The sequence below is a fragment of the Terribacillus sp. AE2B 122 genome (assembly GCF_902497585.1).
Lineage (GTDB): Bacteria > Bacillota > Bacilli > Bacillales > Amphibacillaceae > Terribacillus > Terribacillus saccharophilus_A.
The window spans coordinates 236844-263800 of sequence record NZ_LR700943.1; the positions used below are offsets into that span (position 1 = coordinate 236844).

The window sequence follows — 26957 nt, forward strand, 5'->3', positions numbered from 1 at the left end:
CGGTATTTTTTAAATTGCGCGTGAGTCGCGGAATTGTTTTGGTGTCATGGATGTATAGAATTTAAATTGAGCTGTGAAATAGCTTTGGTTGCAGAAGTTGAACTTCTTAGCCAAGTCAGCAATTGATTGGTTTGTATGAAGCAGGAAGTATTTAGCTTCCTCAATCTTCTTTTGATTGATGAATTGGACTGTGGAAACACCAACTTCTTTTTTGAACAAATGGGAAAGGTAGCTTGGATTCACATTACAGTGAGAGCTGATTGCCTGCAAGCTCAGATCCTCCAAAATATGTGATTGGATATAGCCGATAGCTTCATTGATGATGTTGGAGTATTGTGTGGCTCTGCTCTTATTCAAGCCTTCGATAAAACGAACAAGCATATCATATTCCAATTCGGAAAGTTCCTGCTCTGTCTGGCAGTTCTCGATTTCAAGCATATAAGTCATATTGAGGCTTGATGCTACTTCTTGAGAAGCGCCGCCTCTCAAGATAGCGCGCGTGTACAGCGTGCAGATACTGATCAATTGGTTTTTTGCTGACCGTAGCGGTTGGAAGGCATACTTCGGGCGTTCAGAAGTAGAAAGGCTTTCAATTATAGATAATGCCCCATTCAAATCACCATCGGATACAGCATCCATCAGCTGGTTTTCAAGCAGGTAAGATGGGTACAAAAATTGTTTATTTGACTTGTTATTTTCGACGGAACGTTTTTCAGGCAGAACAGCATTTTTAGATATGCTAGACATACTATACCTCCGTTAAGGGTTTTTGATTTTACCATCAGTCTTATATATCAATATTGTAAGCGTTTTCCGAAGAAAAATAAACTGTTTTATTAAAAAATATTTATAAAACTGATATTTTTACGTTTTTCGACACAGCCGCAGGTTAATAGACAAGCAAGAGAAGTACTAGCTATAATAGAAAATAGCAAGAAAGAAGGCAATTGTCTGAAAATGAGGTGTGCAAATGCGTGTCAAATCCACCCGTCGTATTATGGCTATCGTTTGGATGGTCATCCGATTTATGTTGCAGATCTACTGGTTTTATTTGCTGCATAGCCGCGTGTGGGACGAACAGGATAAACAGGAATGGGAAGCATTACTGACAAAGCAGGCACGGGAGTATCGGAAAACTGCGGAGAAAAAGGGCGGATTATTGATTAAATTAGGTCAGTTTCTCAGTTCGCGTGCTGACTTGCTGCCAAAGATATTCATTCGGGAGATGGAAGGCCTCGTCGACAGGGTAAAGCCGACATCATTTACACATTCGGAAGCAATATTAAAGGAAGAGCTTGGCAGCCGTTATGAGACGGAGATTGTGCACTTAAACCCTAAAGCTGTTGCTTCTGCTTCTATCGGTGAAGTGTACGAAGCATACTTGCAAAACGGTCGTAAGATTGCGGTTAAGGTCCAGCGGCATAATGTCAGACAGATATTCCATATGGATTTTAAAGCACTACGAATCATTTTTTTCCTGCTCCGCAAATTTACGAGTATCGGAAAGAAATCGGATATGAAGGCTCTGTACGCGGAAGTAGTAACAATCATCAGCCGGGAATTAGATTTCCAGAAAGAACTGGAGCATGCGGATTATTTCAAGAAACGGTACAAAGGAAATCCGGACATCAAAGTGCCAGATTATTATCCGGAACTCTGCACGGGCAGAGTGCTTGTAATGGACTGGGTTGAGGGGCGGAAAGTGACGGATACAGATTATCTGGATGCCCAAAAGATTCCCCGTGAGCAAGTAGCTAAAGCACTTTTCCAATTTTTTTCTGATCAGTTTCTAAACAGCGGTATGTTCCATGCCGATCCTCATGCAGGCAATATCATGGTCCAGCCTGATGGGAAAATCGTACTGCTCGATTTTGGTATGGTTGGTGAAATCAGAGCAGCAGATACCGAATACTTACGGGAGGCAATCCAGGGAATTGTGCTTGATGATTATGAGACTGTCATCCAAGCTCTCTACAAAATGGAGTTTTTGCTTCCATCCGCAGATTCGGAAAAAGTGAAACGGATTCTTCGGAAAACAGTGGATTTGTACAAAGGAGGTCAGCTTGATGTAGGAGACACGGAATCCTTCTTGAAGCTGATGGAGGAGCTGCAGGTGATTGTAAAGGAACAGCCGATACAACTCCCGGCAGATTTTGCCTTCCTCGGGCGGGCAGTTTTCTTGGCTATTGGCCTGGTAGCTGTCATTTACCCGCAAGCAGATCTAGTAGAATGGGGAAAACCTGTCATCCTGCGCTGGATGAGAGGATCGAAAAAACATAGTTCCATCTATACTGGTATCATCACCAATTCACTTCGTCCATTCCTGTCGATGCCCAGAGCACTCGTTGACTGGCTCACTGACGGGGAGAAGCAGCGCGGCTGGGAAAGGGATAAACAAAAGAACCAGCTGCTGCACCATTTCTACTTCTTTTACACGGTTCTGTTACTCGTCTTGACAGCAGGTTCGGCATACACGGGCATCCAAGGAATCATTCAGCATACATTATGGCTTGTCCTCGTCGGGTTTATCCTGACATTCCTATTCTTTGGACTATGGTTAATTCTCTTCATCAAGCATGTTCTGCTGCTTAGATCCATAAATAAAACTAGGAGGTTATGATAATGGCAGATTTGTTACGCAAAGGATTTCTTTTAGGTGTTGGTGCTGCTTTGGCTGGGAAGGAAAAGCTGGATGCAAAATTGAAAGAGTTAGTGGCAAAGGGAGAGATTACGCCACAGCAAGCGAAGGATTTGATTCAGCGTTTTGTAGATAAAGGAGAAGCGAAATCCAATGAGTGGAACGAGAAGAATCAAGAGCACATGCAGAAGAAAGTCAATGATCTAGGACTTGCTACGAAAGCAGATGTTGATTCTCTGAAGCAGCGGATCAGTCATTTGGAGCTGCGTCTGCAGAATAACGAAGATTAATAGATTTAAGTAAGAACTATTAATTTGTCGTGAATATTTTGAAAATTTGTTGTCATGCATACATTTCTCGATTAGAATGATGGTAGAGGTATAACCAGAGGAGGTAATTAGCAATGATTAGCTTTTTATCTTTAGTCGACCAAGTGGAACAGGAAATGAAACGCCCTTCCACAGCCACAGAATATGATTTCCTGAAATGGATGCATGAACAATATGTCGCCGAACAATTAGATATACTGAAGCAAGCGCAATAACAGAAGACCCGCCATGTGGCGGGTCTTTTTATATGCTGGCTAAGGAGGAACGTTTATATATGTCGCCTAGAAAGCCTTCCATCTGATGTTTGCCGGGATTCGTATTGATCATGCACACAAGTGCGTCTCCAGTTTCCGGTTTTCCTGCCAGCAAGCACTGGAAGCCTTCTCCCCAGCCGAGCGCAGAGTATTCTGCAACTCCCATTGTAGTATCCAAAAAGACCCCGGACCCGACGTGCGGAATCGTTGCATTAGGCTGAAGCATTTCCGTTGCGACTTTATTGTCAATAATAGTGGAGGGAAATCCCTGTAAGGCCCGGTGGAATGCGTCAACAAGCTTCATTAAGTCTATCGGTGTTGTCCACAATCCACATGCAGCATCATATGGGTAGTAAGGGTATAGATTAGGAATTGGGTTCAGATTCTGATGTCCATACGAAAACGGTCGACGCAGAGTTTCGTGATAGGAACTGTCCATCATGCCTAAGGGTTCGAAGACATGCTTTTTCATAAGTACATGGAAAGGCTGCTGATACGCATCCTCCAATGCAAGCTGTACAATCATATAACCTGCATCACTATAGGAGAATACTGTGCCAGGTTCGTATTCTGTCACGATACGCTTTGAACATGCAATTGTTGTGCCTTCCAAAATCTTGGCGGTGCTGAATGAAGCTGAATTGTGAGGTAGAGTAGGGAAACTGTGCTCCGGATCAATGATGCCGCCTTGATGCTGAAGCAACTGCCGCAGACTAGGTGCGTTATAGATTCTATCGTCCAACTTCCACTTGCGGAGCAGGTCATTGACATTGGTGTCTAATGAGAGATTGTCCTTTGAAAAAAGTATTAGGCTGAGCAAAGCTGTAACGAATTTACTGACAGAGCAGGCATGGAAGGCGGTGGAAGTGTCAATCGGGCTCCTTATGACTTGATCTGCATACCCCATACAAAAGGATTGCAAAGAATGACCGTCTTCCATATAAGCCATACTGAATCCTGTAATTCTGTTAGAGGTCATCAGTTCTTCTAGATCATCTGTCTTCATTTCTCGTCCTCCTATATATGTATATGTTATGTACAGTATACTTGTTTCTGACAGAAAGGAACATATGTTCTTGTTTGCGGGGTTAATTTTTATCTTTTATATCTGTTATAATGCAGGTAGTAGCAAAACGATGGAGGTGTTCGAGTTGTTAAGTGAAGAAGCAGTGCTTCGGCATATGAAAGAGGAGCTAGAACGGGCATTAGACCTTGATGATGTCCAAAAGCAGCGGGAGCACGTTCGGGCGGTCCGTTCGATGTGTGACTTGTTCTTGCAAGGTGAGCGTTCAGAGCGTCCAGTCAAAACGCAGGTGTCTAAACCGTCAGAAGCAGCAGTAAGCCCCTCTGCAGCAGAATGGGCAGCAATGACAGGGGAATGGCCGGACCAGCAGCCGCCCAAAAAAGCATTTGAAGAAGATGATGACGAATCGAACGGCAAGTCATTGTTCGATTTTTGATATAAAGGAGCAGAAAAATGAAAGCATTACTCATAATCGGAGCCATAAGTGGTTTCATTACTGTAGCACTTGGAGCATTCGGAGCGCACGGATTAGAAGGGAGATTGTCTGAGAAGGCAATTGCCACGTGGGAGAAAGCAGTTCAATATCAAATGTTCCATACAGTGGTCATTATCGGGGTAGCATTATTGCTCCAGAAGATTCAAGCAGGCAGTTTGACGACTGCTGGCGGTTTCTTTATCGCGGGCATCCTGCTATTTTCAGGAACACTTTACATATATGCTGTCAGCGGGATCACGATCTTTGCTATCATTACGCCAGTAGGCGGAGTGGCATTCCTGATCGGATGGGTGCTGCTCGGCTATTCCGCAATCAAATATCTATAAGAAAAAAACCTCTGCCGAAGCAGAGGTTTTTTTATCGTGGTGGATAAGTTGCAGTGCCGCCTGGATTTCCAAAAGGGTAACTATAATTAAGCGGTTCATCGAATGTTACATAATCGAGATATACCATCAATAATAAGTAACGGCGGTTGTTCTCTGGATCACGTAAGATAAGATGGTCACGGCCGGCAGCCTCGATCACGCCTTTGAAGATTTTTGCGTTCCAGCGGTCATTGTTTTCGAAGGTCATATACACGGTGGCCAGCTTGTTTCGATTCAGACGCAGAATGTTTTCGATATAAGATTGCTCAACTGGCAGTCCTGGTCCTGCTGGCCCTCCGCCTTGAACTTGTGACGGAACTTGCTGTTGCTGTTGTTGCTGCTGCTGCGGGAAAAAAGGCTGGTTTTGCTGACGAGTTGGGTAGCTATAATTCGGGACTTGCGGGTAAGTATAGGCCTGGCTCTGTTCCTGATACTGCGGGGTGCCTGGAGACTGATTTTCTTGATTCGGATTCTTACTCATTTTCATTCCCCTTTCCTATATCCTTTCAGAAGACAATCGGGCTGGCTGAAACTGTGAAGGCGGGAATTGAGATCGATCGTGCGACTACCATGAATACAAGACACGCTGCGCCTTCACAACCGATTATCGCCTTACCTCATGTCCAAGGAACTCATGCCTGTTCTTTGACATGATATGAAGCCTGGAAGGAGAGTAGAACAAGGGAATAAAAAAAGCCGGACCAAATTGGTCCAGCTTTCGTTAAATATGGAAGTAGGTAGATACTGCTTCTTTATCTAACTTATTTCCGAAATAGAAATCACCGAATTCGCCGTATCGTGCGCTAACTTCATCGAAACGCATCTCATATACTAGTTTCTTGATCGGCAGCGGATCGTGTGCGAATAATGTAACGCCCCACTCCCAGTCATCGAAACCGAACGATCCTGTGATAATCTGTTTGATTTGACCAGCATATTTACGGCCGGTTTTGCTGTGCTCATACATAAGTTTCGAGCGAGCATCTTTTTCAAGTGAATACCAGTTGTCTTCATTCATACGGCGTTTGTCCATCGGATAGAAGCACATATAATCCCAACGAGGTAGAATTGGTTTCAGACGTGCTTGTACTTCTGGTTTTTGTTCGATATCAACACCAGGTTTGCTCATATATTTGGAGAGCTCAACAACAGATAAGTAAGAGAAGCTTTTCGTCATGAAAGATGCGATCTGCATTTTATCGAAAGCTGTTTCGATCTCCTGCAATTCATCCATTGTCGGACGCATAATCATAAACATCAGGTCAGCTTTATGACCGATAATCTTATAGACAAGCTGACTGCCATTATTCGCTTCCTCAACTTGTTCCATATTTGAAAGCCAGTTCTGATATTCCTCGATTGCTGCTTGACGCACATCCTCGGAAGCCAGTTTCCAGCTTGTCCAATCCATTACACGGAAATCATGCAGGCAATACCAGCCGTCCATGGTTTCTACTGCTTCTGCCATGCCTAAACACTCCTTTTTCGTTCACATTCTTTGTATAGTGTAACACAAACGACTTCACACCATGCTTGTCGTTGCTTTCTAGTTCCCACTTCTATTATATCAACTGATCAGCATGCTTCGTGTGTATACTTTGACAGAAATGGGAACATCTAAAAGGTCGGTTATTTTAATTAAAAAAATCAGTAGCAGCTGATATGACTTTAAAAGTAAAACAAAAAGATTTACTATAGAAATGCAGACATATTCTAGGAGGGTTTTAGGATGAGTGATTTATTTCAAACATTGCGGGAAAAAGTAACAGGCCAAAATAAAAAGATCGTCTTGCCGGAAGGCTTGGATGAACGTATTTTGGAAGCAGCAGCAAAGCTTGCCGAAGAGGGGATTATTGCACCGATTTTGATCGGCAATAAAGAGCAAGTGGAACAAAAGGCAAAAGAATTGTCTATCGACTTGCGCGGTGCAGCAATTCTTGACCCAGATACTTATGAGAAATTCGATGAGCTAGTTGCAGCGTTCGTGGAACGCCGCAAAGGCAAAGCGACAGAAGAAGATGCAAAGAAATTACTAAAAGATGAAAATTACTTCGGTACAATGCTTGTTTATACAGGCGAAGCTGACGGGCTTGTGAGCGGAGCAGCACACTCTACTGCTGATACAGTACGTCCAGCACTTCAAATCATTAAAACGAAACCTGGGATTAAGAAGACTTCCGGTGCATTCGTAATGGTAAGAGAAGATGAGCGCTATGTTTTCGGTGACTGTGCTATCAACATCGCACCTGACAGCCAGGATCTTGCGGAAATTGCTGTAGCAAGTGCTGAAACAGCGGCTATGTTTGGTATCGATCCAAAAGTAGCATTGCTAAGCTTCTCGACTAAAGGATCTGCTAAATCTCCGGAAACTGAAAAAGTATCGGATGCGCTAGCGATTGCGAAAGAGAAAAATCCTAACCTTGTTGTAGATGGCGAATTCCAATTCGATGCAGCCTTCGTACCATCTGTTGCTGCGAAAAAAGCACCGGATGCTGTATTGAAAGGTGATGCGAATGTATTCGTATTCCCTAGCCTTGAAGCAGGTAACATTGGGTACAAAATTGCCCAGCGTCTTGGTAACTTTGATGCTGTAGGTCCGATCCTGCAAGGTCTGAACGCACCAGTGAACGATCTTTCCCGCGGCTGTAATGCAGATGATGTGTACAAGCTTACACTTATCACCGCTGCTCAGTCCGTAGAATAAGCATAGGAGAGACGCCTTTCTTAAAGAAAGGCGTCTTTTTTTGTATGTTTTGTTTTTCCAGTTCAACTATAGTAAAATAGCCTTGTCTAAGATGCAAAAGGAGTGAGTATTTGTTGGGCAATGATATCCGCTATTCATCCGAAGTAACAGATCAGTTTGTGAAGCACGCCATCGATTACGTAGGAGCTGGAGTGGTAATCACAGACCCCTCACTTCCTGATAATCCGATTATATATACAAACAAAGGTTTCGAAGAACTTACTGGTTATCCTTCAGAAGAAATTCTCGGCCATAATTGCCGTTTTCTTCAAGGTGAAGATACGAGAAAAGAAGATGTTGCAGCTGTACGGGATGCAATACGTGATGAAAAGACTGTCGTGGTAGAGTTGAAGAACTACCGCAAAAACGGCGAAATGTTCTGGAACGAGCTGGAGATTTATCCAATATTTTTGGAAAGTGAGCAAAAGGCTTTCTTTGTCGGTGTCCAAAAAGATGTGACACAGAGGAAGCGGAATGAAGAGCTTGTTTCCCATTACTTAGAGGAAGTAACCCGCTTATCCACGCCGATCGTTCCAATTACGGATACGACATCGATTTTACCATTAATTGGTGACGTCGATGATCGCAGACTGAATCAAATATTGGAGCGAGTAGGGGAACATGTTCAGAAGTCAGGAGAGAGGAATTTCCTTCTTGATTTGCAAGGAATCAGCCGCTTTCATAGCGGTGTTCATAATGGTGTACTGCGCTTGCATCAGCTGTTGGATATGATGGGTACTCGTCTCATAGTCACTGGCTTCCATCCAAAGATGGCCATGGAAAGTGTGCGCCAGGCAGATTTCAGTGATCAAAACATCACGTTTTATTCATCAGTGAAACAGGCATTAACCTTCTTGGAAAAAGAAGAAAACCGCTGAACCGATAATGGTCAGCGGTTTTTTTATTGTAGATTCTCATTACGGCTGCGCATCAGCTTCATCCGTTCCTGCTGCAGTTGGACTTCTCGAACTGTCATTTCAGAGGAAGGAGCTATAACTGTGATAGAGGCTAGTCCATCAACAATCCGCTTACAAACTTGTTCGCTAGTAAGGGGAACCTGGAGCAATTCTGCCAGTGATGCCATCGTTTCCGGTACAACATCAGGGAAGATGAAGCGAGTTTCTGCATCTTTTTTAGCTCTTTTATAAAATCCTTGAACAATTTCCGCTCGTGACGCGCCGCTTCCATCTACACACAAGTAAATTTGAACAGCAGAACCGTCTTTTACCCTGCGCTGGGAGATGCCTGCAAATTTCCGGCCGTCTATGCTCAAGTCGTAGGTTCCTGGACAATAAGAACCGACTACCTCAAAAGCTTCAATTTTATTTGTGATATCCTGGAAGATATATTGGATAAAAGAAACCATCGCTTGATAACCGTCATGGATTCCGATGTGCTTGGCATCCGGGAAGATGAAGGATAGATTGACAACTCCTTTATCCAGCAGCACAGCTAGTCCGCCAGAGTTTCGTACGACAGCTTTGTAGCCTTTTTCCTGCAAATAGGATATTCCTTCTTTTATAAAAGGAAGACGGGAATCAGGTATGCCGAGCATAATCGTGAGGTCATGAACCCAAAGTCTTGCAGTTGGCGGAGCCAGATTTTCTCCGACGGAAATGGCTAAGGCATCATCTATTGCGAAGGAAGCCATCGCCTGTTCCGGGCCGTCTTCACCGGAATGATCGATAATGCGGAATTCAGGTGCTTTTAATAATGTATGTAACACGTAGAACGCGCTCCTTTTCAGCTGAATGGCATTAAAACGCCAATACATAGTATAGCAAAAAATAGGGTAGACAAGAAACGTGTAAAAATTACTTTTAGTTGTTTACGGGGGACCCGATATTTTATAAACTAATTCTATTGGACAAAAAAATTACGAGACAGAATGACATAAAGTGAGGCAGAGGAAATGGCGTATCGAGACGAAAAACTAGATGAAGAAAAAGTTTTCAAAGATCCTGTGCATCGCTATGTACATGTCCGTGACAGGGTGATATGGGATCTGATAGCAACGCCTGAATTCCAGCGGCTTCGCAGGATCAAGCAGCTGGGAACCTCTTATATGACGTTTCATGGAGCCGAACACAGCCGGTTCAATCATTCCTTAGGGGTTTATGAGATTGTCAGACGGATCGTGAACAACTTCGAGAACCGCAAGAACTGGAAAAAGGAACAGCGGCTGCTTCTGCTCTGCGCTGCTTTGCTCCACGATCTTGGTCATGGACCGTATTCCCATAGTTTCGAAAAGGTTTTCGGTTTGGATCATGAGGAATTCACCCGCAAAATTATTCTAGGGAATACCGGAGTTAATCATGTGCTGCGGAAAGTGAGTGCAAGTTTCCCGAAGAAAGTAGCTGAGGTTATCAATAAGACATATGGCGACAAATTGATCGTCAGTATCATCTCAAGCCAAATCGACGCAGACAGAATGGACTATTTGCAGCGTGATGCCTATTTCACAGGTGTAAGCTATGGCCATTTTGATATGGAACGTATACTTCGGGTAATGCGGCCGCGTGAGGATCAGGTCGTTATTAAAGAATCCGGCATGCATGCAGTCGAGGATTATATCATGAGCCGCTACCAAATGTACTGGCAAGTATATTTCCACCCGGTAACACGCAGTGCGGAAGTAATTCTGACGAAAATCCTGCATCGTGCAAAAGCACTTTATAAAAGCGATTATACATTCAAGTTACGGCCGGAGCACTTTATCTCCTTGTTTGATGAAAAGGTAGCCTTGGAAGATTATATACGGCTTGATGAAAATGTAACATCCTTCTATTTCCAGGCTTGGCTTGAAGAAGATGATGATATACTAAGGGACTTGTGTGAAAGATTCCTGAATCGAAGACTGTTTAAGTATATCGAGTTCAATCCGCTTCTGCATGTAAAAGAGATGGTCGAACTGTCCAGGCTCTTCAGTGAAGTCGGAATCGATCCGGAATATTATCTGATTGATGATTCTTCATCTGATTTGCCTTATGACTTCTATCGTCCCGGCGAGGAAGAAGAGCGTTTGCCGATCCATTTACAATTGCCAAATGGAAAACTGAAGGAATTATCCCGCCAATCGGATATTGTCGAAGCGATTTCGGGTAAAAAACGAACAGACCATAAGTTGTATTTCCCCCAGGACATTCTGGAAGCCCTGCCGGATGACAGTCAACAGAAGCAACGGATTTATGAGATATTATTCCAATAAGGAGGAGCAGCTATGCTAGCCAACCACGCAAATCTCCTGCAATTCTTTTCTTCCGTGGAAGAAGTGGTAGGAAGAAAGAAACTGCAAAAGATGATTTACATACTGAAGAAAAATGGTATTCCGTTCGGTGAAAAATATGAATTCCATCTATTCGGTCCCTATTCGGAGGAATTATCCCTGCGTGTGGATGAACTGAGCAACCTCGGTTTGATCAAAGAGACAAAAGAGGATAAAAGCAGCTATTTCCAATACCGTTATACAATTACGGAGGAAGGCCAACAGTTCCTAACACATTATAATAATCAATTCCCGGATTACCAGGAAGCTATCCGCCTGCTGAAAGAAAAAAGCTCTCGTTTCCTGGAACTGGTTTCCACGATGTTGTATTTTGAAGAACTGCCGCAAGAAGAAGTAGAAGATAAAGTACGGACAGTAAAGAAGAAACAAAATTATACCGATGAAGAGATGACCCAAGCTTGGGAATTCATCAGTTCTTTAAAAAAGCAGCAAGTATAATAAAGAGCGAAGGATCTCTGTGATCCTTCGCTCTTTTACTTACACCAGTAATAACAATATGGTATAGCCGACTGCGCCAAGCAGAAAGCTTCCGATACTGCTTTCCTTTTCTTCAGGAAGCTCTTCCTTCAGCACATTCAATACAATACCGCCTGCAATAAAGGCATTGAGTATCGAGATTGCTACTTCGTTCAATTCGGTTAAATCCGCCAATGATCCAGCCAAATAGAATGGCAGCTGTAAGAAGTAATCTTCCGTACTTATCATAGACATGTTTGTGGTCACTCCGAAGACTCCGGTCATTGGTAATGAAGTGGACACCTAAAGCGAGAAAGTAAAACAGCATTCCGAGGGAGATTCATACTCTTCCCGTACGAGCAGGTAGCCTATAATAGCGTTATATAGAAAGAAGAGCTGATATGCAGCCAGAAAATACCGGAACCTGCAACTTCAGGATTTTTGAGTTTGTCTGTCCGTTTTGATACTGTCACCATTCTTTCCAATCAATTAGAGCAACAATATAAATATGATGTTCTGCATAGCGCCAAATACTATCTCCAAGTTTTGTTTCCAGTTGTTCCTGATAAGTATTTAACTCAGGGAGAAGATGGACGAACACGTAGGCAACAGCTATTCCTGCAGAAACAGATAGAAATTTACTCCGGTGTGTCTCCCTCAGAAAACTCATGTACTTAGAGAAGTAATGGATAAGAGCGAATCCTGCTGCGAAAATCAAACTGAGCCAAAATACATGAAATATTCCTTTCGACATTTGATGTTGGTACTCTTCCCGGATAAAATGCTCCCTAATCGGCTGTAGGGTGTTAATAGTTTTGTATTTGACTGGATTTAATAATTATTGATTCTCAATTTTCTGGTAAATTTACAGAATATTGTAATATAATAGAAGGAAACATATGTTGAAAGTGGGTCATGTATGCGCATTGTTTCTTTCTTTGGTTATCTAGGATTAGGCCTGGTAGCTATATTACTAGTAAGCTGTATTCCATCTGTCTTTTCCGCAGGTTTTTTCGGGTATTGGCAAAATGTCATTCATTTAGTCGAACAAGTAATGGATCCAACTCAGTGGGTGTACACAACACCATTTAATAGGACCTATTCAATAACCTATTTCTTTGGTGATGCTATATCTTATTCTATGACTATTTTGGTTCTTGCCCTAGTGACAGGGTTTGGTGGTGGTATGCTTTTTGCAGTGTTTTCTTTTTTGCTGCCTAAAAAGGTAGTGGAGCCGATGAAACGATTAGGCAACATCGCGGAATCAATCCCTGATGTACTTATAGCTTTTGGAATCCAGCTGCTTGTTGTTTTCCTGTACAAACAATTCGGCTTTCTCCTGCTGCAATTTAGTTCAGTTGGTAACGATGAGATTTATATTCTTCCAATTCTTATTATCGCTATTTTACCGTTCTTTTCCTTTTACCGAATTGTCTTGTCCATGCTGGAGGAAGAACGATCAAAAGACTATGTCGTCCTGGCACAAAGCAAAGGGTTAAGCAAAAGTTATATTCTTTTTGTACATATGCTGCGAAACATTTTACCTACTGCTTTTCTGCATACGAAGGTAATTACATGGGCAACTATGTCTACTATTCCAGCCATTGAATATATTATGAATTTATACGGTATTACTAGTATATTGAAAGACTTACTGTTAATGAACGCACCAAATGCCATCGAGATATTCTTTATATTGGTGTTTTTCTTTATTCCTTTTTATATTATTTACGGAGTTGCTGACAGAGTTCTTGTGAGAAAAAGTGTAGTCAAACAGGAACAGCCGGTCTGGAGAAAGGTACCTTTAATCGGAAAAAGGCAGAAAGGGAGTACACTTTTTCTCAAGGGAAATATCAAATATTCTCCAGTATACCGTAACTGGAAATTCATGACTGGTTCGGCTTTAATTCTGCTTTTGTTCCTTTCGAGCTGTCTTTATACTGTATGGGCTAATCCGTCAATTCAAGTGTCAGAGTATCGATACGAGGATGGCAAAATGGTGGATAGGGCACCATTTCCACCTGATGATGATTACTGGCTCGGAACTGACAGGAGCGGAAAACATTTAGATGATGTGCTCATAACAGGTGCAAAATTCACAATTGGTTTTGCTATCCTTCTCGCGGCTTTTCGGATTGGTGGTGGACTTCTACTAGCTATCCCCTATGTACTCTTAGTTCCAATGAAAGTTAGGGAAAGTTTGGACAAGTTCACGGACATTCTGCATTATATCCCGCAATCATTATTGGCTCTTTTCCTATTAAATCCAATTATTGGGCCAAGTGTTTATTATGATCTTAATATAATGGAAAAGATCTTTTGGCAGATGCTGATTTTGCTTTTACTTGTACTCCCGCTTACAACTTCGCTTTTAAGCAAAGAAATTGACCAAGCACTTTCCACTGCTTTTGTTACGAGTGGGACTGTACTTGGAGGAAGCAAACTGCATCTCATACGAAAACATGTATGGCCGCAGATACGCATGAGATGTTTCATTCTATTCGGACAGCAAACAGCCCAAGTGCTTGTTTTATTTATTCATCTAGGGATTTTCGCAGTATATTTTGGAGGGACAGTTGTTAAAGGAGACTTAGTTTACCCAGCCACAACAGAATGGTCGTCTCAGATACCATTTCTTCGGTACATGCTCATGCAGCCAGAAGGTTATTACAGTGCAGTTGTCATTGCCGCATTTCTATTCCTCATATTCTGTGTGCAGATGATAGTCGAGGGATTAAAGGAAGTAGAACACAGCAGACTGGGTATTAAGGGGACAAAGCATAGCAGGCTGAAAGTAAAAGAGTCAGACAAGCAAGCAGCTGCTGGTCTGACTGCATCATCTGGTGCTTTCCGTTTCCATGATAAAACAATTGAATTGAAGTAATAATCCGACACATGCTACTATAGAAGCAAAAGTCGAGGGAGCGGTATACGTGGAAAAGAAGAAAAATAATGCTTTCACGATCATGAAGGATGATTCAACAGATGGTCACGGCGGATACGGCGTAGGTTCGATCAGTCTCGAGAATATGAGTCCTGTCATCGTTGATCCGAATGAGAAAACGGCGTATGTTGATATGGCGGCGATGCATGCTCGCAGTCAAGTGGAAAGACGTGTGCGTTTTCAGCATGAGAAGGAAAAGGTACAAGATGGAAAGCTATATTGGATTGTCTGGGTGACAGTGCAAAATGGCGGCGATGGCCCTTATTACTTTGGAGCTGCTGCCAGCGAAATTCTTGTTGATCGGCCGAATCGTATTGCCTACAAGTCGATGCCTGAGCATGTGAAACATATGGAGCAGTCTATGAAAGGCAAGTATGTGCTCGATCATATGGATGAACTATCGAAGGAATTGCTGCTGGATTTCCTTAAGGAATATAAGCCGGAATTCTGGAGCAGGTCGCCAAAGGATTTAGAAAATCAATTGCAATAAATCAAAAGCCGCTTTCCCAAAAAGGGATAGCGGCTTTTTTATTAAAACAGCCAATCAAACCAGCGTTTGCGTCTATTCATCGGTTCTTCCTGATCGGACTGGAGTGGGAACTCATCTAAATCAGGTCGGCAGTATAGCTTAGGTTCTGTACCTCGTACAAAATAAGTGAATCGGCGCTTTTCGCAATATGACGTGGAAAGAAAGCCGGAATCAGGATCCACAAACATACCTCGAACGCCGGCAGGAGGCCGGAATGCTTTGATTGGTTCGCCCTGATGCGCCGCTTCCATAAATCCGGCCCAAATCTCTTTGCTGTATGCAAGCTCCTTTACTTTCTCCATGGAGCGGTTATTATCATAGCCAGTCCAGACGGCAGTCACCAAGTCAGGACTGAAACCAACCATCCAGCTATCAGTCGTTGTTGTACCGGATTTTCCTGCATATGGCCGGCTTAGCTGATCCTTGATTGAGGCACCTGTGACACGCATATAGCTGCTAAGCGAGTCATCGAACATACCTGTCATCAAATCGGTGAGTACGAACAATCTTTTTTTATCCAGCTTGCTTTTGATTTTCTGCGGTTTATGAGTATAGATAGTTTTACCGTTTCGATCGACGATTTTTTCAATTGTATAGCTTTCAACCTGTTTACCGCCATTCGCTATCCGGCTGTAGGCAACACCCATCTCTTCGACAGACACCGGCGAAGTTCCAAGAGCGAGGGATGGAACTGCTTGTAATTCACTTGTGATACCGAGCTTCTTGGCATCTGCAGCAATCTTTTCTGCACCAACCATTAAATTCGTTTTCACTGCATAAATATTATCCGACATCGCGATAGCTTCTACCATTGTGATTTCATCATTTGCATAATAGCCATGAAAATTACCAGGTGCATATTCTCCGCCATCCGGCAGTTCAAAGGTCGTCTCTTCGCTTCTTAACTGTGTCATCGGTGTAAAACCGTTTTTCAGGGCTGTGTAATAAACAAAAGGCTTAAATGCGGAGCCTGGCATACGTTTAGAAGTAGTAGCTCTGTTATACGTACTCGCTTTGTAATCAGTTCCGCCGACCATAGCTGTGATTGCACCAGTATCTGGATCTATAGCAATTGCTCCTGTCTGCAGCTCTGTATCAGCCGGAATCGTATCTGCTATTTGTGTTTCTAATTTAAGCTGCTGATCAGAATCCATCGTTGTATAGACGTGGTACCCAGCTGTTGCAGCTTGATCCTCGTCCATCTCCAGAACATCGGCTAGTTCGTCTGTAATATAATCCTGGAAGTAACCGGCACGTCTGACTGTTTCCCGTTCCTGCTCTGTTGAGAGCGACACAGCTGGAAGCGATTCGGGTTCAGTGATGTAACCTTCATTCTGCAGCAGTCCGTAAATATATTCCTGCCTTTCATCGGCAAGCTCTTTATTTTGAAAAGGGGAGTAGTAGGAGGGCCCTTTTGGTATACCGGCAAGCAGTGCCGCTTCAGCAGCTGTTAAACTGCCAGGATCTTTATCCATATAATAATCGCTCGCTGCCTGGATACCGTACATCCCATGCCCGTAATAAATCGTATTAAGATATCCTTCCAATATTTCATCCTTCGAATAAAACATCTCTAAGCGGATACTGTATATTGCTTCCTTGAATTTTCGTGCCCACGTCTTATCATTCGTTAAGTAAAGATTCTTGGCATATTGCTGGGTAATGGTGCTGGCTCCTTCAACCTTGGCACCAGCCTTGATGTCCTGCAGGGCGGCAGCGAATATACGTTTCCAGGCAAAACCATGATGCTTGTAGAAGTTCTTGTCCTCTGCCAGAATAGTTGCATGGATCAAGTGAGGAGAGACTTCATCCAAGGCTATCCAGCGTTTTTGTGTGTTGCCGTACTGTTCACCGAGGATTGTGCTGTCATTCGCATAAAATGTCGTACTCCATTTATTTGTCATCGGAGGAGGCCCCATCAGATAACAGATGAGGAGCAGTCCGCCGATGGCAGTAATCACGCCTCCGAGAATGACGGCTGCCAGCCTTTTTGGCCGGAGCCACTTCTGCCAACTGGCTATCGGAATCCGAATCAAATCTATCGCCTGCTTCCTTCATGGTGTCAAAAACAGTATCGGCTTATAGTAGGATAATAAACATCGGAAAGGGTTGCTTTTTTTCGGATTTTCTCTATAATTTGATTGTTTAAAGCTATAAAAATGACCAACACTAGTTGCGAGATGATATAGGATTCTACACATAGAGGAGTTTTGACAGCTAATGGAACTTTGGTATACAGAAAAGCAGACAGATAGCTTTGGTATCACAGCAAAAGTGAAGCGTTCCCTTCATAGTGAGCAGACTGATTTTCAGAAATTGGACATACTCGAGACCGAAGAATGGGGTAATATGCTGACATTGGACGGCATGGTTATGACGACAGAGCGTGATGAGTTCGTCTATCACGAGATGGTAGCACATGTGCCATTGTTCACGCACCCGAATCCTGAGAACGTGCTGATTGTAGGCGGAGGAGACGGCGGTGTTATCCGTGAAGTACTCAAGCATGACAAAGTGAAAAAAGCGACGCTTGTTGATATCGACGGCAAAGTTATCGAGTATTCCAAGAAGTTCTTGCCTTCCATCGCAGGTAAAATGGATGATCCTCGTGCAGATGTGCGCGTCGGTGACGGTTTCATGCATATAGCTGAAAGTGAGAACGCTTATGACGTCATTATGGTTGATTCGACAGAACCAGTAGGACCAGCAGTTAACTTATTCACGAAAGGCTTCTATGCTGGGATTGCAAAAGCGCTCAAAGAGGATGGCTTGTTCGTTGCGCAGACAGACAATCCGTGGTTCAAAGCTGACTTGATTTCACAAGTGTACAAAGATGTGAAGGAGATCTTCCCGGTAACAGAGCTATACACGGCGAATATCCCTACTTATCCGAGTGGTCTATGGACGTTCACGTTGGGCAGCAAGGTGCATCATCCGACAGAAGTGAAGGAAGAACAGTTCCAGCCAATCGAAACAAAATACTATACACCCGAGCTGCACAAAGCTGCTTTTGTCCTGCCGAAATTCGTACAGGACTTATTGAAATAAAAATGGAGAGACGCTTCCGTGGGGAGCGTTTTTCTTACTGAAAGGGGAAAGCTGCATGCGCCAGACAAAAATTCCGGTATGGATCGAGATGAATACGGCAATAACGGAGGAAGACGACACCGAATACACAACTTTACGGGCAGCCGGTACCTATTCCGCAAATGGGGGATTGACAGTCGTCCATTTCACCGAGGAATCCGAAGAAGTCGGAGAAACGAAGACGTTGATTACCATCACGGCTGATAAGGTGAGTATCAAACGCTCAGGCGGATTTGAAATGAAGCAAGTTTTCATAAAGAATCAGCCGACAGAGAACGTATACCGCCATCCTTATGGTACAATGCATATGGAAACAAGCACACACGCGATGACGTTCTCGCCACTGGCAACTGGCAGCCCGGCGGAACTTACGATAAGCTATACAGTAACTTTAAATCAGGCGCAGTCTAGAAGACATGCACTGACGTTGCGTGTGCAGGAGGAGAGTAACGGATGAATATCGTACAACAAACAGAACAAAAATTAAAAACGGCGATCCAGGATGCTGTTTTAAAGGCTGGCTTAGCTGATAAAGAAACAATTCCGGCTATCATTTTAGAGCAGCCGAAAGATAAAGCGCATGGCGATTATGCAACGAATATTGCGATGCAGCTTGCTCGTGTTGCAAAAAAAGCACCTCGTGCAATTGCAGAGGACTTGCAGAATAACTTTGATTATAATCAAGCACCTGTAGAAAAGATTGAAATTGCCGGACCAGGATTCATCAACTTTTTCATGCGTAACAGCTATCTTGGTGAACTAGTATCCACTATTTTAGAAGCAGGCGATAATTTTGGCCGCACGGACGCAGGTAAAGGAGAGAAAGTTCAAGTTGAATTCGTTTCGGCGAACCCGACCGGTGACTTGCACCTTGGACATGCCCGCGGTGCAGCAGTAGGGGATTCTCTTTGCAACATCCTCGATGCAGCAGGCTATGAGGTTGGACGCGAATATTATATCAATGATGCTGGTAACCAGATCGACAACCTTGCCCGCAGTGTGCAGGCGCGTTATCTGCAAGCGCTTGGACAAGATGCCGAGATGCCGGAGGATGGCTATCATGGTAAGGACATCATTGGTATCGGGAAACAGCTTGCCGAAGAGTATGGGGACAGCTATGCAGCGAAGCCAGAAGAGGAACGCCTTGCTTTCTTCCGTCAATATGGATTGACGTATGAACTCAAAAAGCTGGAGAAGGATCTTGCTGATTTCCGTGTTCCATTTGACGTGTGGTATTCAGAAACTTCTTTGTATCAAGACGGAAAGATCGATACGGCATTGGCGACACTTCGTAAAACTGACTATGTCTTTGAAGAAGATGGAGCAGTTTGGTTCCGTTCAACAGAGTTCGGTGATGATAAAGACCGTGTACTTATTAAACAAGATGGCAGCTATACGTATCTGACTCCGGATATCGCCTATCATAAAACAAAACTGGATCGTGGATTCTCCAAGCTAATCAACGTATGGGGAGCCGATCACCATGGATATATCCCGCGTATGCGTGCTGCTATTCAAGCACTAGGCTATGACGCCGATACACTGGAAGTTACGATCATCCAGATGGTCAACCTGTTCGAAAATGGCGAAAAGGTGAAAATGAGTAAACGTACTGGAAAAGCAGTTACACTGCGTGAATTAATGGAAGAGGTCGGCATCGATGCGATGCGTTACTTCTTCGTTATGCGTTCCAGTGACTCTCATCTTGACTTCGACATGGATTTGGCAAAATCACAATCAAACGAAAACCCTGTTTTCTATGTGCAGTACGCATATGCCCGGATCAGCACGATGCTCGCGCAGGCTGCTGAAAAAGGATTCCAGACAGAAGGTTCATATGATGCGAGTCTTCTGACTGCAGAGAAAGAATTGGATCTTTTAAAACGTCTTGGAGAATTCCCGCAAGTAGTCGCAGACGCGGCTGAAAAACGCATGCCGCACCGCATCACGCAATATAGCTTTGACCTGGCTTCTGCACTCCACAGCTTCTATAATGCGGAGAAAGTATTGAATCCAGATAACGAAGAGCTAACCAAAGCGCGGATCGCGTTGATGAAGTCTGTTCGTATCACAATTAAAAATGCACTGCGTCTCATCAGTGTGGAAGCACCAGAAAAAATGTAAAAATACAAAAGCCCGTCAGCAGAAATGCTGGCGGGCTTTTTCTATAGGTAATTACGCAATGGCCTAAAGAGGATACCGGTCACCTTAGCAATCCATGGGCGTTTTTGTATAGTCTTAACTGAAGCTGCAATGCTTGATTGTTCATCTTTTTTCCAAAGAGCAAGCAGCTGGGCATAAAAGAGGTCGTTCTCCCTGATAGTCACAGTAAGCTCCTTATTAATTAGCAGACTCCGTCCATCCAGATTGGCAGAACCGACAGCACACCATAATCCGTCACTAAGAAGGATTTTGGCATGATAAAATCCATTCTGATACAAGTTGATTCGTACGCCGTGCTGCAGCAGACGTCGGGCAAAGTGGAAAGACACTTGATTGACAACATAATGGTCCACTTTGGAAGGAAGCATCAGCCTGACATCGACACCTCGTTCTGAAGCTCGTTTGAGGGCAGCCTCGACACGTCTGGTCGGAGCACAGTAAGGCGTGCCGATATAAAGGTATTCCCTCGCATGATGTATTTGGTGCAGCAGCCAATCTTCGTAGCCAGCTGACTCTGTAATAACAACCTCTATCTGCGCTCCATCAAGTGCAGGAGATTGTTTCGGTAATACGTGAAATGGATCTCCCCAGTCAGAGGCAAATAAGTGTACAAATGTGTATACTGCCTCACCTTCTAGCTTGACGACGCAATCACGCCAGAAACCAAAACGTGGCTCCTTACTCAAGTATTCTTTTCCAATATTGAATCCTCCGATATAGACACTGCGCTGATCAATGATGGTCACTTTCCGGTGGTTACGGAAGTTCAGGTTATACAGGAAATAAGGAAAACGTGGAATATTAGCAAATCGGAGCATAACACCCGATTGGCGCAGACGCTTTCGTTCTTTTCGGGGTAAGCGGTAGCCGCCGATTCTGTCCAGCAGGAAGCGGATTTTGATTCCTTCCAGTGCTCGTTTTTGCAGTAATTCTGTCAACTGCTGTGTAGGTTCGTCCCATTTTACAAGAAAGAACTGGATATCCACTGACATCTGTGCAGCTTTTATGTCACGGATCAACGCGTCATAGAAGTTGACTCCGTCATCGAACTTGGAAACAAAGGCATGCTTATGACCGACCAGCTGATTGACTGCATTTCTTTTGCTGTACTTCCTGCCAAGCGACAAGTCCACCCATACAAGTACTATTATGAGGAACAGGAGAGCCAGCAGGAGGAAAAAGATATACATATACTGACCTCCTTTCCTCAAGTAATAATAGGCTTTACAAATATAGCCAATATCATGTATCATATAAACAAATCAGAGCGAACGGTAAAGCCGGACGCAGAAAGGGATGATGATTATGTTGACAAACACGTTGATGAAAAAGCCGTCCGTCACTATGCACATCCCTTCTGCTCGTCTGGAGTAGCAGATTATTTCTGCTATTTAAACTTCTAGTGGGAGGGCTGTGCAAACAGTCCTTTTTATTATGGCTAAAAAAGCAACCACTAGGAGGAAAACATGAACGAAGCATTGAATTTATTAGGATGGAATGACGAATTGGAAGCAGTAAAGCAAATATATGATAAGGCTTTGACGCCTGCTCGTATCGTGCTGGAGCATAAACATATGTACAGAGTGCTGGATGACCGAGGAGAAATGCTTGCGACAGCATCAGGGAAGTTTCGGCAAACTGGGGATTTTCCAGCTGTCGGGGATTGGGTGTTAGTCGATGCCCGGCATGAAGAAGGGAAAGCGACAATACACGCTTTACTGCCACGGAAAAGTAAGTTTTCCCGCAAAGAGGCAGGAGCGGTGACAAAGGAACAGATTGTCGCAGTGAATGTCGATTACGTGTATTTGGTTATGGCGTTAAATCAGGATTATAATCTTCGCAGACTGGAACGCTATTTATTGGCAGCTTATGACAGTGGTGCATCACCGGTCATCGTTTTAAGCAAAGGGGACCTGTGTAGGAACTTGGAGGAGAAATATAGTGAAGTGGAAGCAATAGCTCCAGGTGTGCCTATCCATGTTACGAGCGCAGTTGACAGAAGAGGAATTGACGCGATCAGCAAGCAGCTAGCTCCCGGTATAACCGCGGCCTTCTTAGGTTCTTCAGGTGCAGGTAAATCCACCCTTGTCAACATGCTGTATGGAAAAGATGTACAACTGGCAGGGGGGATTCGTGAAGATGATGGCAAAGGCAAGCATACGACAACGCATCGTGAGCTCGTACAGCTGCCAGGCGGCGGCATGATTATCGATACCCCTGGCATGCGTGAACTGCAGCTATGGGATCCGCAGCACACTGGTGTGTCAGCAGCTTTTACCGATATTGAACAATTGGGAGAAACATGCCGTTTCCGTGATTGCACACACAACAATGAACCTGGATGCCGAGTGCAAGAGGCGGTGCAGACCGGTGAGCTGGAGGAAGAGCGGCTCCGCAGCTATTTTAAGCTGCAGCGGGAGCTTCAGTATCTTGATAATAAGACATCTGCCAAAGCACAGCTGGAACAGAAAAAACAGTTCAAACAGCTATCAAAGCAAGTCAAACAAGGTAAAAAACGCCGCTGATCTGAAGAAATATTGCATTTTGATAGGCCTGGCAATATAATGTAAGGTATGGTTCTAAAACGGTAGACGTGAACATAACCAACTTATGGATAAAGGGAGTGCTGTGACAGTGGGTTTGAAAGAATACAGCAAAGAAGAGCTTGCTGACTTTTCCCTCGTGGAATTGACGAATCTGATTCTTGAGGAAGAAAACAAAGCAACCGATTATAAAGAGTTATTCAATAAAGTAGCTGACATCAAAAAATTGAGCTCCAATCTACGTGAAGAATACTTGCTTCAGTTCTATACGGACTTGAACGTAGATGGTCGTTTCATGACAGCAGGATCCAATCTTTGGGGATTGAAAAGCTGGTATACAGTGGATCAATTTGACGAAGATGTTACAGTTGAACCTACGAAGAAAAGGAAGAAACGTGTGGCGGAGGAAGATGAGGATCTTGACGATCTTGAAGAAGACTTCACACTGGACGAAGAAGGCTTTGACGAAGATTTCGGCGATGAAGAGGAAGATGACGATCTAGCTGACGATGACGCCGCGGAAGATGATTACGAAGGTGATTATCAAAGTGAGGACACAGACGAAGATACTCGTGAAATCGTCGGAGAAGACATGCATATAACTGGTGAAGAAGATGACGATGAGGAAGACCGCTAAGCGAATTATAATCGCTGAATGTTATTGACTTTACACTGTAGAATCAGTATTATTTTATGTGGGCTCTTTAATTGTCCGAAGACGCGTTCCCTTAACAAAGGGGACGCTTTTTATTTTTTATCAAACTTTTTTAAGGACATGGGTATTCTATAAATAAATGCTAGAAATGAGGGATTACATTGACAAAGTATATCTTTGTTACAGGAGGAGTTGTATCTTCTCTAGGGAAAGGCATCACAGCGGCGTCACTAGGCCGTTTGTTGAAAAATAGAGGCTTGCAGGTGACGATTCAGAAATTTGATCCATATATCAATGTGGACCCAGGAACAATGAGTCCATATCAGCACGGAGAAGTCTTCGTTACAGAAGATGGCGCAGAAACGGATTTGGACCTTGGTCACTATGAACGTTTCATCGACATCGATTTGAATAAATATTCCAACGTAACAACAGGTAAGATTTATTCTACTGTATTGAAAAAAGAACGCCGCGGAGATTATCTTGGAGGGACTGTCCAAGTTATCCCGCACATCACAAATGAAATCAAAGACAAAGTATTCCGTGCCGGCAAACAAACGAACGCAGATGTTGTCATCACGGAAATCGGCGGAACTGTAGGGGATATCGAATCCTTGCCGTTCTTGGAAGCGATTCGTCAAATCAAATCCGATATCGGACGTGACAATGTGATGTATCTGCATTGTACACTTGTACCTTTCATCAAGGCAGCAGGAGAATTAAAAACAAAACCTACACAGCATAGCGTAAAAGAACTTCGCTCACTTGGTATCCAGCCAGATGCAATTGTTCTTCGCTCTGAAATGCCTATCAGTCAGGATATGAAAGAAAAAATTGCATCATCTTGCGATTTGGAAGTCAATGCAGTTGTTGAATGTATTGATGCCGATACACTTTACGATGTACCGCTAGCTTTACAGCGCCAAAACTTGGATCAGTTTGTTTGCGATCATTTCAAATTGGAATGTCCGCCAGCTGATATGACAGAATGGTCCGCGATGGCAGCGCATGTAACAAATCTTAAGAAAACTGTTCGGATCGCATTAGTAGGAAAATATGTGGAACTGCAGGATGCGTACATTTCCGTTGTGGAATCTCTGAAGCATGCAGGCTACCCTTATGACACAGATATCGAAGTGAAATGGATCAATTCTGAGGATGTAACAACTGATAATGCAGAGGAATTACTTGGCAATGCAGATGGTATCCTTGTACCGGGAGGATTCGGTGATCGCGGTATCCAAGGTAAAATTGAAGCAATTCACTATGCCCGTACAAGAAAAATTCCATTCCTGGGTATCTGCCTAGGTATGCAGCTGGCAACTGTCGAATTCGCACGTAATGTGTTGCATCTTGAAGGTGCACATTCCAGTGAGATCGATCCGCTTACTCCACATCCAGTTATCGACTTGCTGCCTGAACAGAAGGATATTTCCGATCTTGGCGGTACATTGCGTTTAGGCGTATATCCATGCCGTCTGCAGGATGGTACGAAAACAAAAGAAGCTTATGCTAATGAAGATGTTATCTATGAGCGTCACCGCCACCGTTTCGAGTTCAATAATCAATACCGTGCCCAGATGGAAGAAAAAGGCCTTGTCTTCTCTGGTACAAGCCCTGATGGTCGCCTGATTGAAACTGTCGAAATCAAGGATCATCCTTGGTTCGTTGCTTCTCAATACCATCCGGAGTTCAAGAGCCGTCCAAACCGCCCGCACGCCTTGTTCCATGGTTTTGTCGGAGCATCTTTACAGCATAAAGAAAACTGATTGTACGACCGTATACAATATTTTGAGTGGAGAAGCAGGAATTTGGAGCTTTTTACTAGAAAAAGGTGTAATTGGGTCACAGCAGTGAACATTATGTCGAAGCAAGCTGTTGCTTGCTTCGTTTTCTAGGGGGATATGCGGATGAGTAAGCACGTGTTGATCGTGGATGACCAGCCAGGTATCAGAATTTTGCTGGAGGAAGTCATCCGGGAAGAAGGACATGAAGTGATTTCCGTCGGCACAGGAGCAAAAGCTCTTGATCAGATAAAAAGACAGAAGCCGGATTTACTGCTAATCGATTATAAGCTGCCGGTGCTCGATGGACCAGCGGTACTAGATAGGCTGAAGGAACAGGGTTTGTCTATCCCGACAATCATGATGAGTGGATTGGCGGAGGAAGCAGAAACTTTCTTGCAGAATTATGACTTTCTAATTTGTGTGCTTGCTAAGCCTTTTGACATACTAAATGTGCGAAAACTGGTGAATCAAGCAGTAAAACAGGGGTCGAATCAAGTATAAAAAGTGCAGGAAATGTTGCACCATGACGGGTGAGTTGGTATTCTTATGTATGGAAGCGATAAATACACGACTTCACATAGATAGTTGCCGACCGTCGTGCAAATTTGAAGGAGGATTTTTGTTATGCCTTTAGTATCAATGAAAGAAATGCTAGATGTAGCAAAAGATAATCACTATGCTGTAGGACAGTTTAACATCAACAACCTTGAATTCACACAAGCAATCCTGCAAGCAGCACAGGAAGAAAGCTCTCCTGTCATCCTTGGTGTATCCGAAGGGGCAGCGAAATATATGGGTGGCTTCAAGACAGTTGTATTGATGGTTAAAGGTCTTTTGGAAGACTATAACATCACTGTCCCAGTAGCAATTCACCTTGACCACGGTTCCAGTTTCGAAACATGTGCGAAAGCGATCCATGCTGGTTTCACTTCCGTAATGATCGATGGCTCCCACCATCCATTGGAAGAAAACATCGCACTTACGAAGAAGGTAGTAGAACTTGCACACTTCCACGGCGTATCTGTTGAAGCAGAACTCGGCCGAATTGGTGGACAAGAAGACGATCTTATCGTAGACGATGCAGACGCAGCGTATGCGATTCCTTCTGAATGTAAACAGCTAGTGGAAGAAACAGGCGTTGACTGCTTCGCACCAGCGCTTGGTTCTGTACACGGCCCTTATAAAGGCGAACCAAACCTTGGTTTCGACCGTATGGAAGAGATCTTCAACACAACAAGCCTTCCATTGGTATTGCACGGCGGTACTGGTATCCCGACAAAAGATATCCAAAAAGCAATCACGCTTGGTACTTCTAAAATCAATGTGAACACAGAAAACCAAATTTCTTCTGCTAAACGCGTCCGCGAAGTATTGGCAGAAAAACCAAATGAATACGATCCACGTAAATACCTAGGACCAGCTCGCGAAGCGATTAAAGAAACAGTAATCGGCAAAATGCGCGAATTCGGCTCCTCAGGCAAAGCGTAAGTAAAACCATAAAAAGAAAACTGATCCCCACGGACAGTTTTCTTTTTTTATTAAGACCGAAAAGCAGAAAAAGCCGTTTAGGAACGGAGAAGGAAGAGAGAAAGCCCGGAGGAAGGCGGTCTTTCCTTTCGCAGGGATTTATCACTTCCGGCACAGTTTCTGGCTTTCGC

The 26957-nt window shown here is 43.7% G+C and carries 28 protein-coding genes; 19 read left to right on the forward strand and 9 right to left on the reverse strand.

What is annotated here, in order from left to right:
- Nucleotides 1-9: 9 nt before the first annotated feature.
- Entirely contained in the window at nt 10-747 is a 738-nt protein-coding gene (locus tag AE2B122_RS06440; RefSeq protein WP_095219291.1) for an AraC family transcriptional regulator, read from the reverse strand.
- Between the two features lie 223 nt (nt 748-970).
- On the opposite strand from AE2B122_RS06440, the gene AE2B122_RS06445 reads away from it, so the two are divergent.
- From AE2B122_RS06445 to AE2B122_RS06455, 3 genes are all read left to right on the forward strand, one after another.
- On the forward strand, nt 971-2620 hold the full coding sequence (locus AE2B122_RS06445; RefSeq protein ID WP_095268267.1) for an AarF/ABC1/UbiB kinase family protein: 1650 nt from the start codon (nt 971-973) through the stop codon (nt 2618-2620).
- A gap of 2 nt (nt 2621-2622) precedes the next feature.
- The gene (locus tag AE2B122_RS06450; protein ID WP_175073420.1) at nt 2623-2928 is read left to right on the forward strand and encodes a phasin family protein; all 306 of its coding nucleotides are present in this window, start codon (nt 2623-2625) and stop codon (nt 2926-2928) included.
- Between the two features lie 113 nt (nt 2929-3041).
- Nucleotides 3042-3182: a hypothetical protein gene (locus AE2B122_RS06455; protein ID WP_175073421.1), complete on the forward strand. Its 141-nt coding sequence runs from the start codon at nt 3042-3044 to the stop codon at nt 3180-3182.
- A 28-nt stretch (nt 3183-3210) separates the two neighbouring features.
- On the opposite strand, the gene AE2B122_RS06460 is transcribed toward AE2B122_RS06455, so the two are convergent.
- Nucleotides 3211-4227, reverse strand: a complete 1017-nt coding sequence (locus tag AE2B122_RS06460; RefSeq protein WP_175073422.1) for a serine hydrolase — start codon at nt 4225-4227, stop codon at nt 3211-3213.
- Nucleotides 4228-4372: 145 nt separating this feature from the next.
- Between AE2B122_RS06460 and AE2B122_RS06465 the strand changes: the two genes are divergently transcribed.
- Nucleotides 4373-4681, forward strand: a complete 309-nt coding sequence (locus tag AE2B122_RS06465) for a YwdI family protein (RefSeq protein ID WP_175073423.1) — start codon at nt 4373-4375, stop codon at nt 4679-4681.
- Between the two features lie 17 nt (nt 4682-4698).
- Nucleotides 4699-5067 carry a DUF423 domain-containing protein gene (locus tag AE2B122_RS06470; protein ID WP_095219296.1) on the forward strand — a complete coding sequence of 123 codons (369 nt, stop codon included), beginning with the start codon at nt 4699-4701 and terminating at the stop codon, nt 5065-5067.
- 31 nt (nt 5068-5098) lie between these two features.
- Here the strand turns inward: AE2B122_RS06470 and gerQ are convergent, their stop codons facing one another.
- On the reverse strand, nt 5099-5593 hold the full coding sequence (gene gerQ / locus AE2B122_RS06475; RefSeq protein WP_095219297.1) for a spore coat protein GerQ: 495 nt from the start codon (nt 5591-5593) through the stop codon (nt 5099-5101).
- Nucleotides 5594-5827: 234 nt separating this feature from the next.
- On the reverse strand, nt 5828-6574 hold the full coding sequence (gene hemQ / locus AE2B122_RS06480) for a hydrogen peroxide-dependent heme synthase (protein WP_095268271.1): 747 nt from the start codon (nt 6572-6574) through the stop codon (nt 5828-5830).
- Between the two features lie 261 nt (nt 6575-6835).
- Between hemQ and pta the strand changes: the two genes are divergently transcribed.
- Nucleotides 6836-7810, forward strand: coding sequence for a phosphate acetyltransferase (pta, locus tag AE2B122_RS06485; protein WP_175073424.1), 975 nt, complete (start codon nt 6836-6838; stop codon nt 7808-7810).
- 113 nt (nt 7811-7923) lie between these two features.
- Nucleotides 7924-8727, forward strand: a complete 804-nt coding sequence (locus AE2B122_RS06490; protein WP_254593434.1) for a PAS domain-containing protein — start codon at nt 7924-7926, stop codon at nt 8725-8727.
- A gap of 23 nt (nt 8728-8750) precedes the next feature.
- Here the strand turns inward: AE2B122_RS06490 and AE2B122_RS06495 are convergent, their stop codons facing one another.
- Entirely contained in the window at nt 8751-9575 is an 825-nt protein-coding gene (locus tag AE2B122_RS06495; protein ID WP_254593435.1) for a lipoate--protein ligase family protein, read from the reverse strand.
- 186 nt (nt 9576-9761) lie between these two features.
- Between AE2B122_RS06495 and AE2B122_RS06500 the strand changes: the two genes are divergently transcribed.
- Nucleotides 9762-11057 carry an HD domain-containing protein gene (locus AE2B122_RS06500; protein ID WP_095219302.1) on the forward strand — a complete coding sequence of 432 codons (1296 nt, stop codon included), beginning with the start codon at nt 9762-9764 and terminating at the stop codon, nt 11055-11057.
- Nucleotides 11058-11069: 12 nt separating this feature from the next.
- Nucleotides 11070-11573, forward strand: a complete 504-nt coding sequence (locus AE2B122_RS06505; protein WP_175073426.1) for a YwgA family protein — start codon at nt 11070-11072, stop codon at nt 11571-11573.
- Nucleotides 11574-11612: 39 nt separating this feature from the next.
- Here AE2B122_RS06505 and AE2B122_RS19145 read toward each other — a convergent pair whose 3' ends face one another.
- Both AE2B122_RS19145 and AE2B122_RS19150 read right to left on the reverse strand, forming a co-directional pair.
- The gene (locus AE2B122_RS19145) at nt 11613-11846 is read right to left on the reverse strand and encodes a hypothetical protein (RefSeq protein WP_254593436.1); all 234 of its coding nucleotides are present in this window, start codon (nt 11844-11846) and stop codon (nt 11613-11615) included.
- Nucleotides 11847-12060: 214 nt separating this feature from the next.
- The gene (locus tag AE2B122_RS19150) at nt 12061-12345 is read right to left on the reverse strand and encodes a hypothetical protein (protein WP_254593437.1); all 285 of its coding nucleotides are present in this window, start codon (nt 12343-12345) and stop codon (nt 12061-12063) included.
- Nucleotides 12346-12510: 165 nt separating this feature from the next.
- Between AE2B122_RS19150 and AE2B122_RS06515 the strand changes: the two genes are divergently transcribed.
- Together AE2B122_RS06515 and AE2B122_RS06520 are read left to right on the forward strand one after the other, a co-directional pair.
- Nucleotides 12511-14475: an ABC transporter permease subunit gene (locus AE2B122_RS06515; RefSeq protein WP_175073427.1), complete on the forward strand. Its 1965-nt coding sequence runs from the start codon at nt 12511-12513 to the stop codon at nt 14473-14475.
- A 49-nt stretch (nt 14476-14524) separates the two neighbouring features.
- Nucleotides 14525-15025 (forward strand): YwhD family protein, encoded by a 501-nt coding sequence (locus AE2B122_RS06520; RefSeq protein WP_095268278.1) that lies wholly within the window; start codon nt 14525-14527, stop codon nt 15023-15025.
- 41 nt (nt 15026-15066) lie between these two features.
- On the opposite strand, the gene AE2B122_RS06525 is transcribed toward AE2B122_RS06520, so the two are convergent.
- Nucleotides 15067-17100 (reverse strand): transglycosylase domain-containing protein, encoded by a 2034-nt coding sequence (locus tag AE2B122_RS06525; RefSeq protein WP_175073428.1) that lies wholly within the window; start codon nt 17098-17100, stop codon nt 15067-15069.
- A 184-nt stretch (nt 17101-17284) separates the two neighbouring features.
- Here AE2B122_RS06525 and speE point away from each other — a divergent pair, with 184 nt between their 5' ends.
- From speE to argS, 3 genes are read left to right on the forward strand one after another with little or no spacing between them, the layout of a single operon-like run.
- Nucleotides 17285-18112 carry a polyamine aminopropyltransferase gene (speE, locus tag AE2B122_RS06530; protein WP_175073429.1) on the forward strand — a complete coding sequence of 276 codons (828 nt, stop codon included), beginning with the start codon at nt 17285-17287 and terminating at the stop codon, nt 18110-18112.
- A gap of 55 nt (nt 18113-18167) precedes the next feature.
- On the forward strand, nt 18168-18608 hold the full coding sequence (locus AE2B122_RS06535) for a DUF1934 domain-containing protein (protein ID WP_095268281.1): 441 nt from the start codon (nt 18168-18170) through the stop codon (nt 18606-18608).
- Nucleotides 18605-20275, forward strand: coding sequence for an arginine--tRNA ligase (argS, locus tag AE2B122_RS06540; RefSeq protein ID WP_175073430.1), 1671 nt, complete (start codon nt 18605-18607; stop codon nt 20273-20275). The genes AE2B122_RS06535 and argS overlap by 4 nt, the downstream gene beginning before the upstream one ends.
- A 41-nt stretch (nt 20276-20316) precedes the next feature.
- Here argS and AE2B122_RS06545 read toward each other — a convergent pair whose 3' ends face one another.
- Complete coding sequence (locus tag AE2B122_RS06545; RefSeq protein WP_175073431.1) at nt 20317-21504, reverse strand: phosphatidylserine/phosphatidylglycerophosphate/cardiolipin synthase family protein; 1188 nt, start codon at nt 21502-21504, stop codon at nt 20317-20319.
- 276 nt (nt 21505-21780) lie between these two features.
- Here AE2B122_RS06545 and rsgA point away from each other — a divergent pair, with 276 nt between their 5' ends.
- From rsgA to AE2B122_RS06570, 5 genes are all read left to right on the forward strand, one after another.
- On the forward strand, nt 21781-22839 hold the full coding sequence (gene rsgA / locus AE2B122_RS06550; protein WP_175073432.1) for a ribosome small subunit-dependent GTPase A: 1059 nt from the start codon (nt 21781-21783) through the stop codon (nt 22837-22839).
- Between the two features lie 109 nt (nt 22840-22948).
- Complete coding sequence (gene rpoE, locus AE2B122_RS06555; protein WP_095268285.1) at nt 22949-23494, forward strand: DNA-directed RNA polymerase subunit delta; 546 nt, start codon at nt 22949-22951, stop codon at nt 23492-23494.
- Nucleotides 23495-23673: 179 nt separating this feature from the next.
- Nucleotides 23674-25281, forward strand: a complete 1608-nt coding sequence (locus AE2B122_RS06560; protein ID WP_175073433.1) for a CTP synthase — start codon at nt 23674-23676, stop codon at nt 25279-25281.
- A 141-nt stretch (nt 25282-25422) separates the two neighbouring features.
- Complete coding sequence (locus tag AE2B122_RS06565) at nt 25423-25800, forward strand: response regulator (protein ID WP_175073434.1); 378 nt, start codon at nt 25423-25425, stop codon at nt 25798-25800.
- 123 nt (nt 25801-25923) lie between these two features.
- Nucleotides 25924-26787, forward strand: coding sequence for a class II fructose-bisphosphate aldolase (locus tag AE2B122_RS06570; protein WP_095219315.1), 864 nt, complete (start codon nt 25924-25926; stop codon nt 26785-26787).
- Nucleotides 26788-26957: the final 170 nt, after the last annotated feature.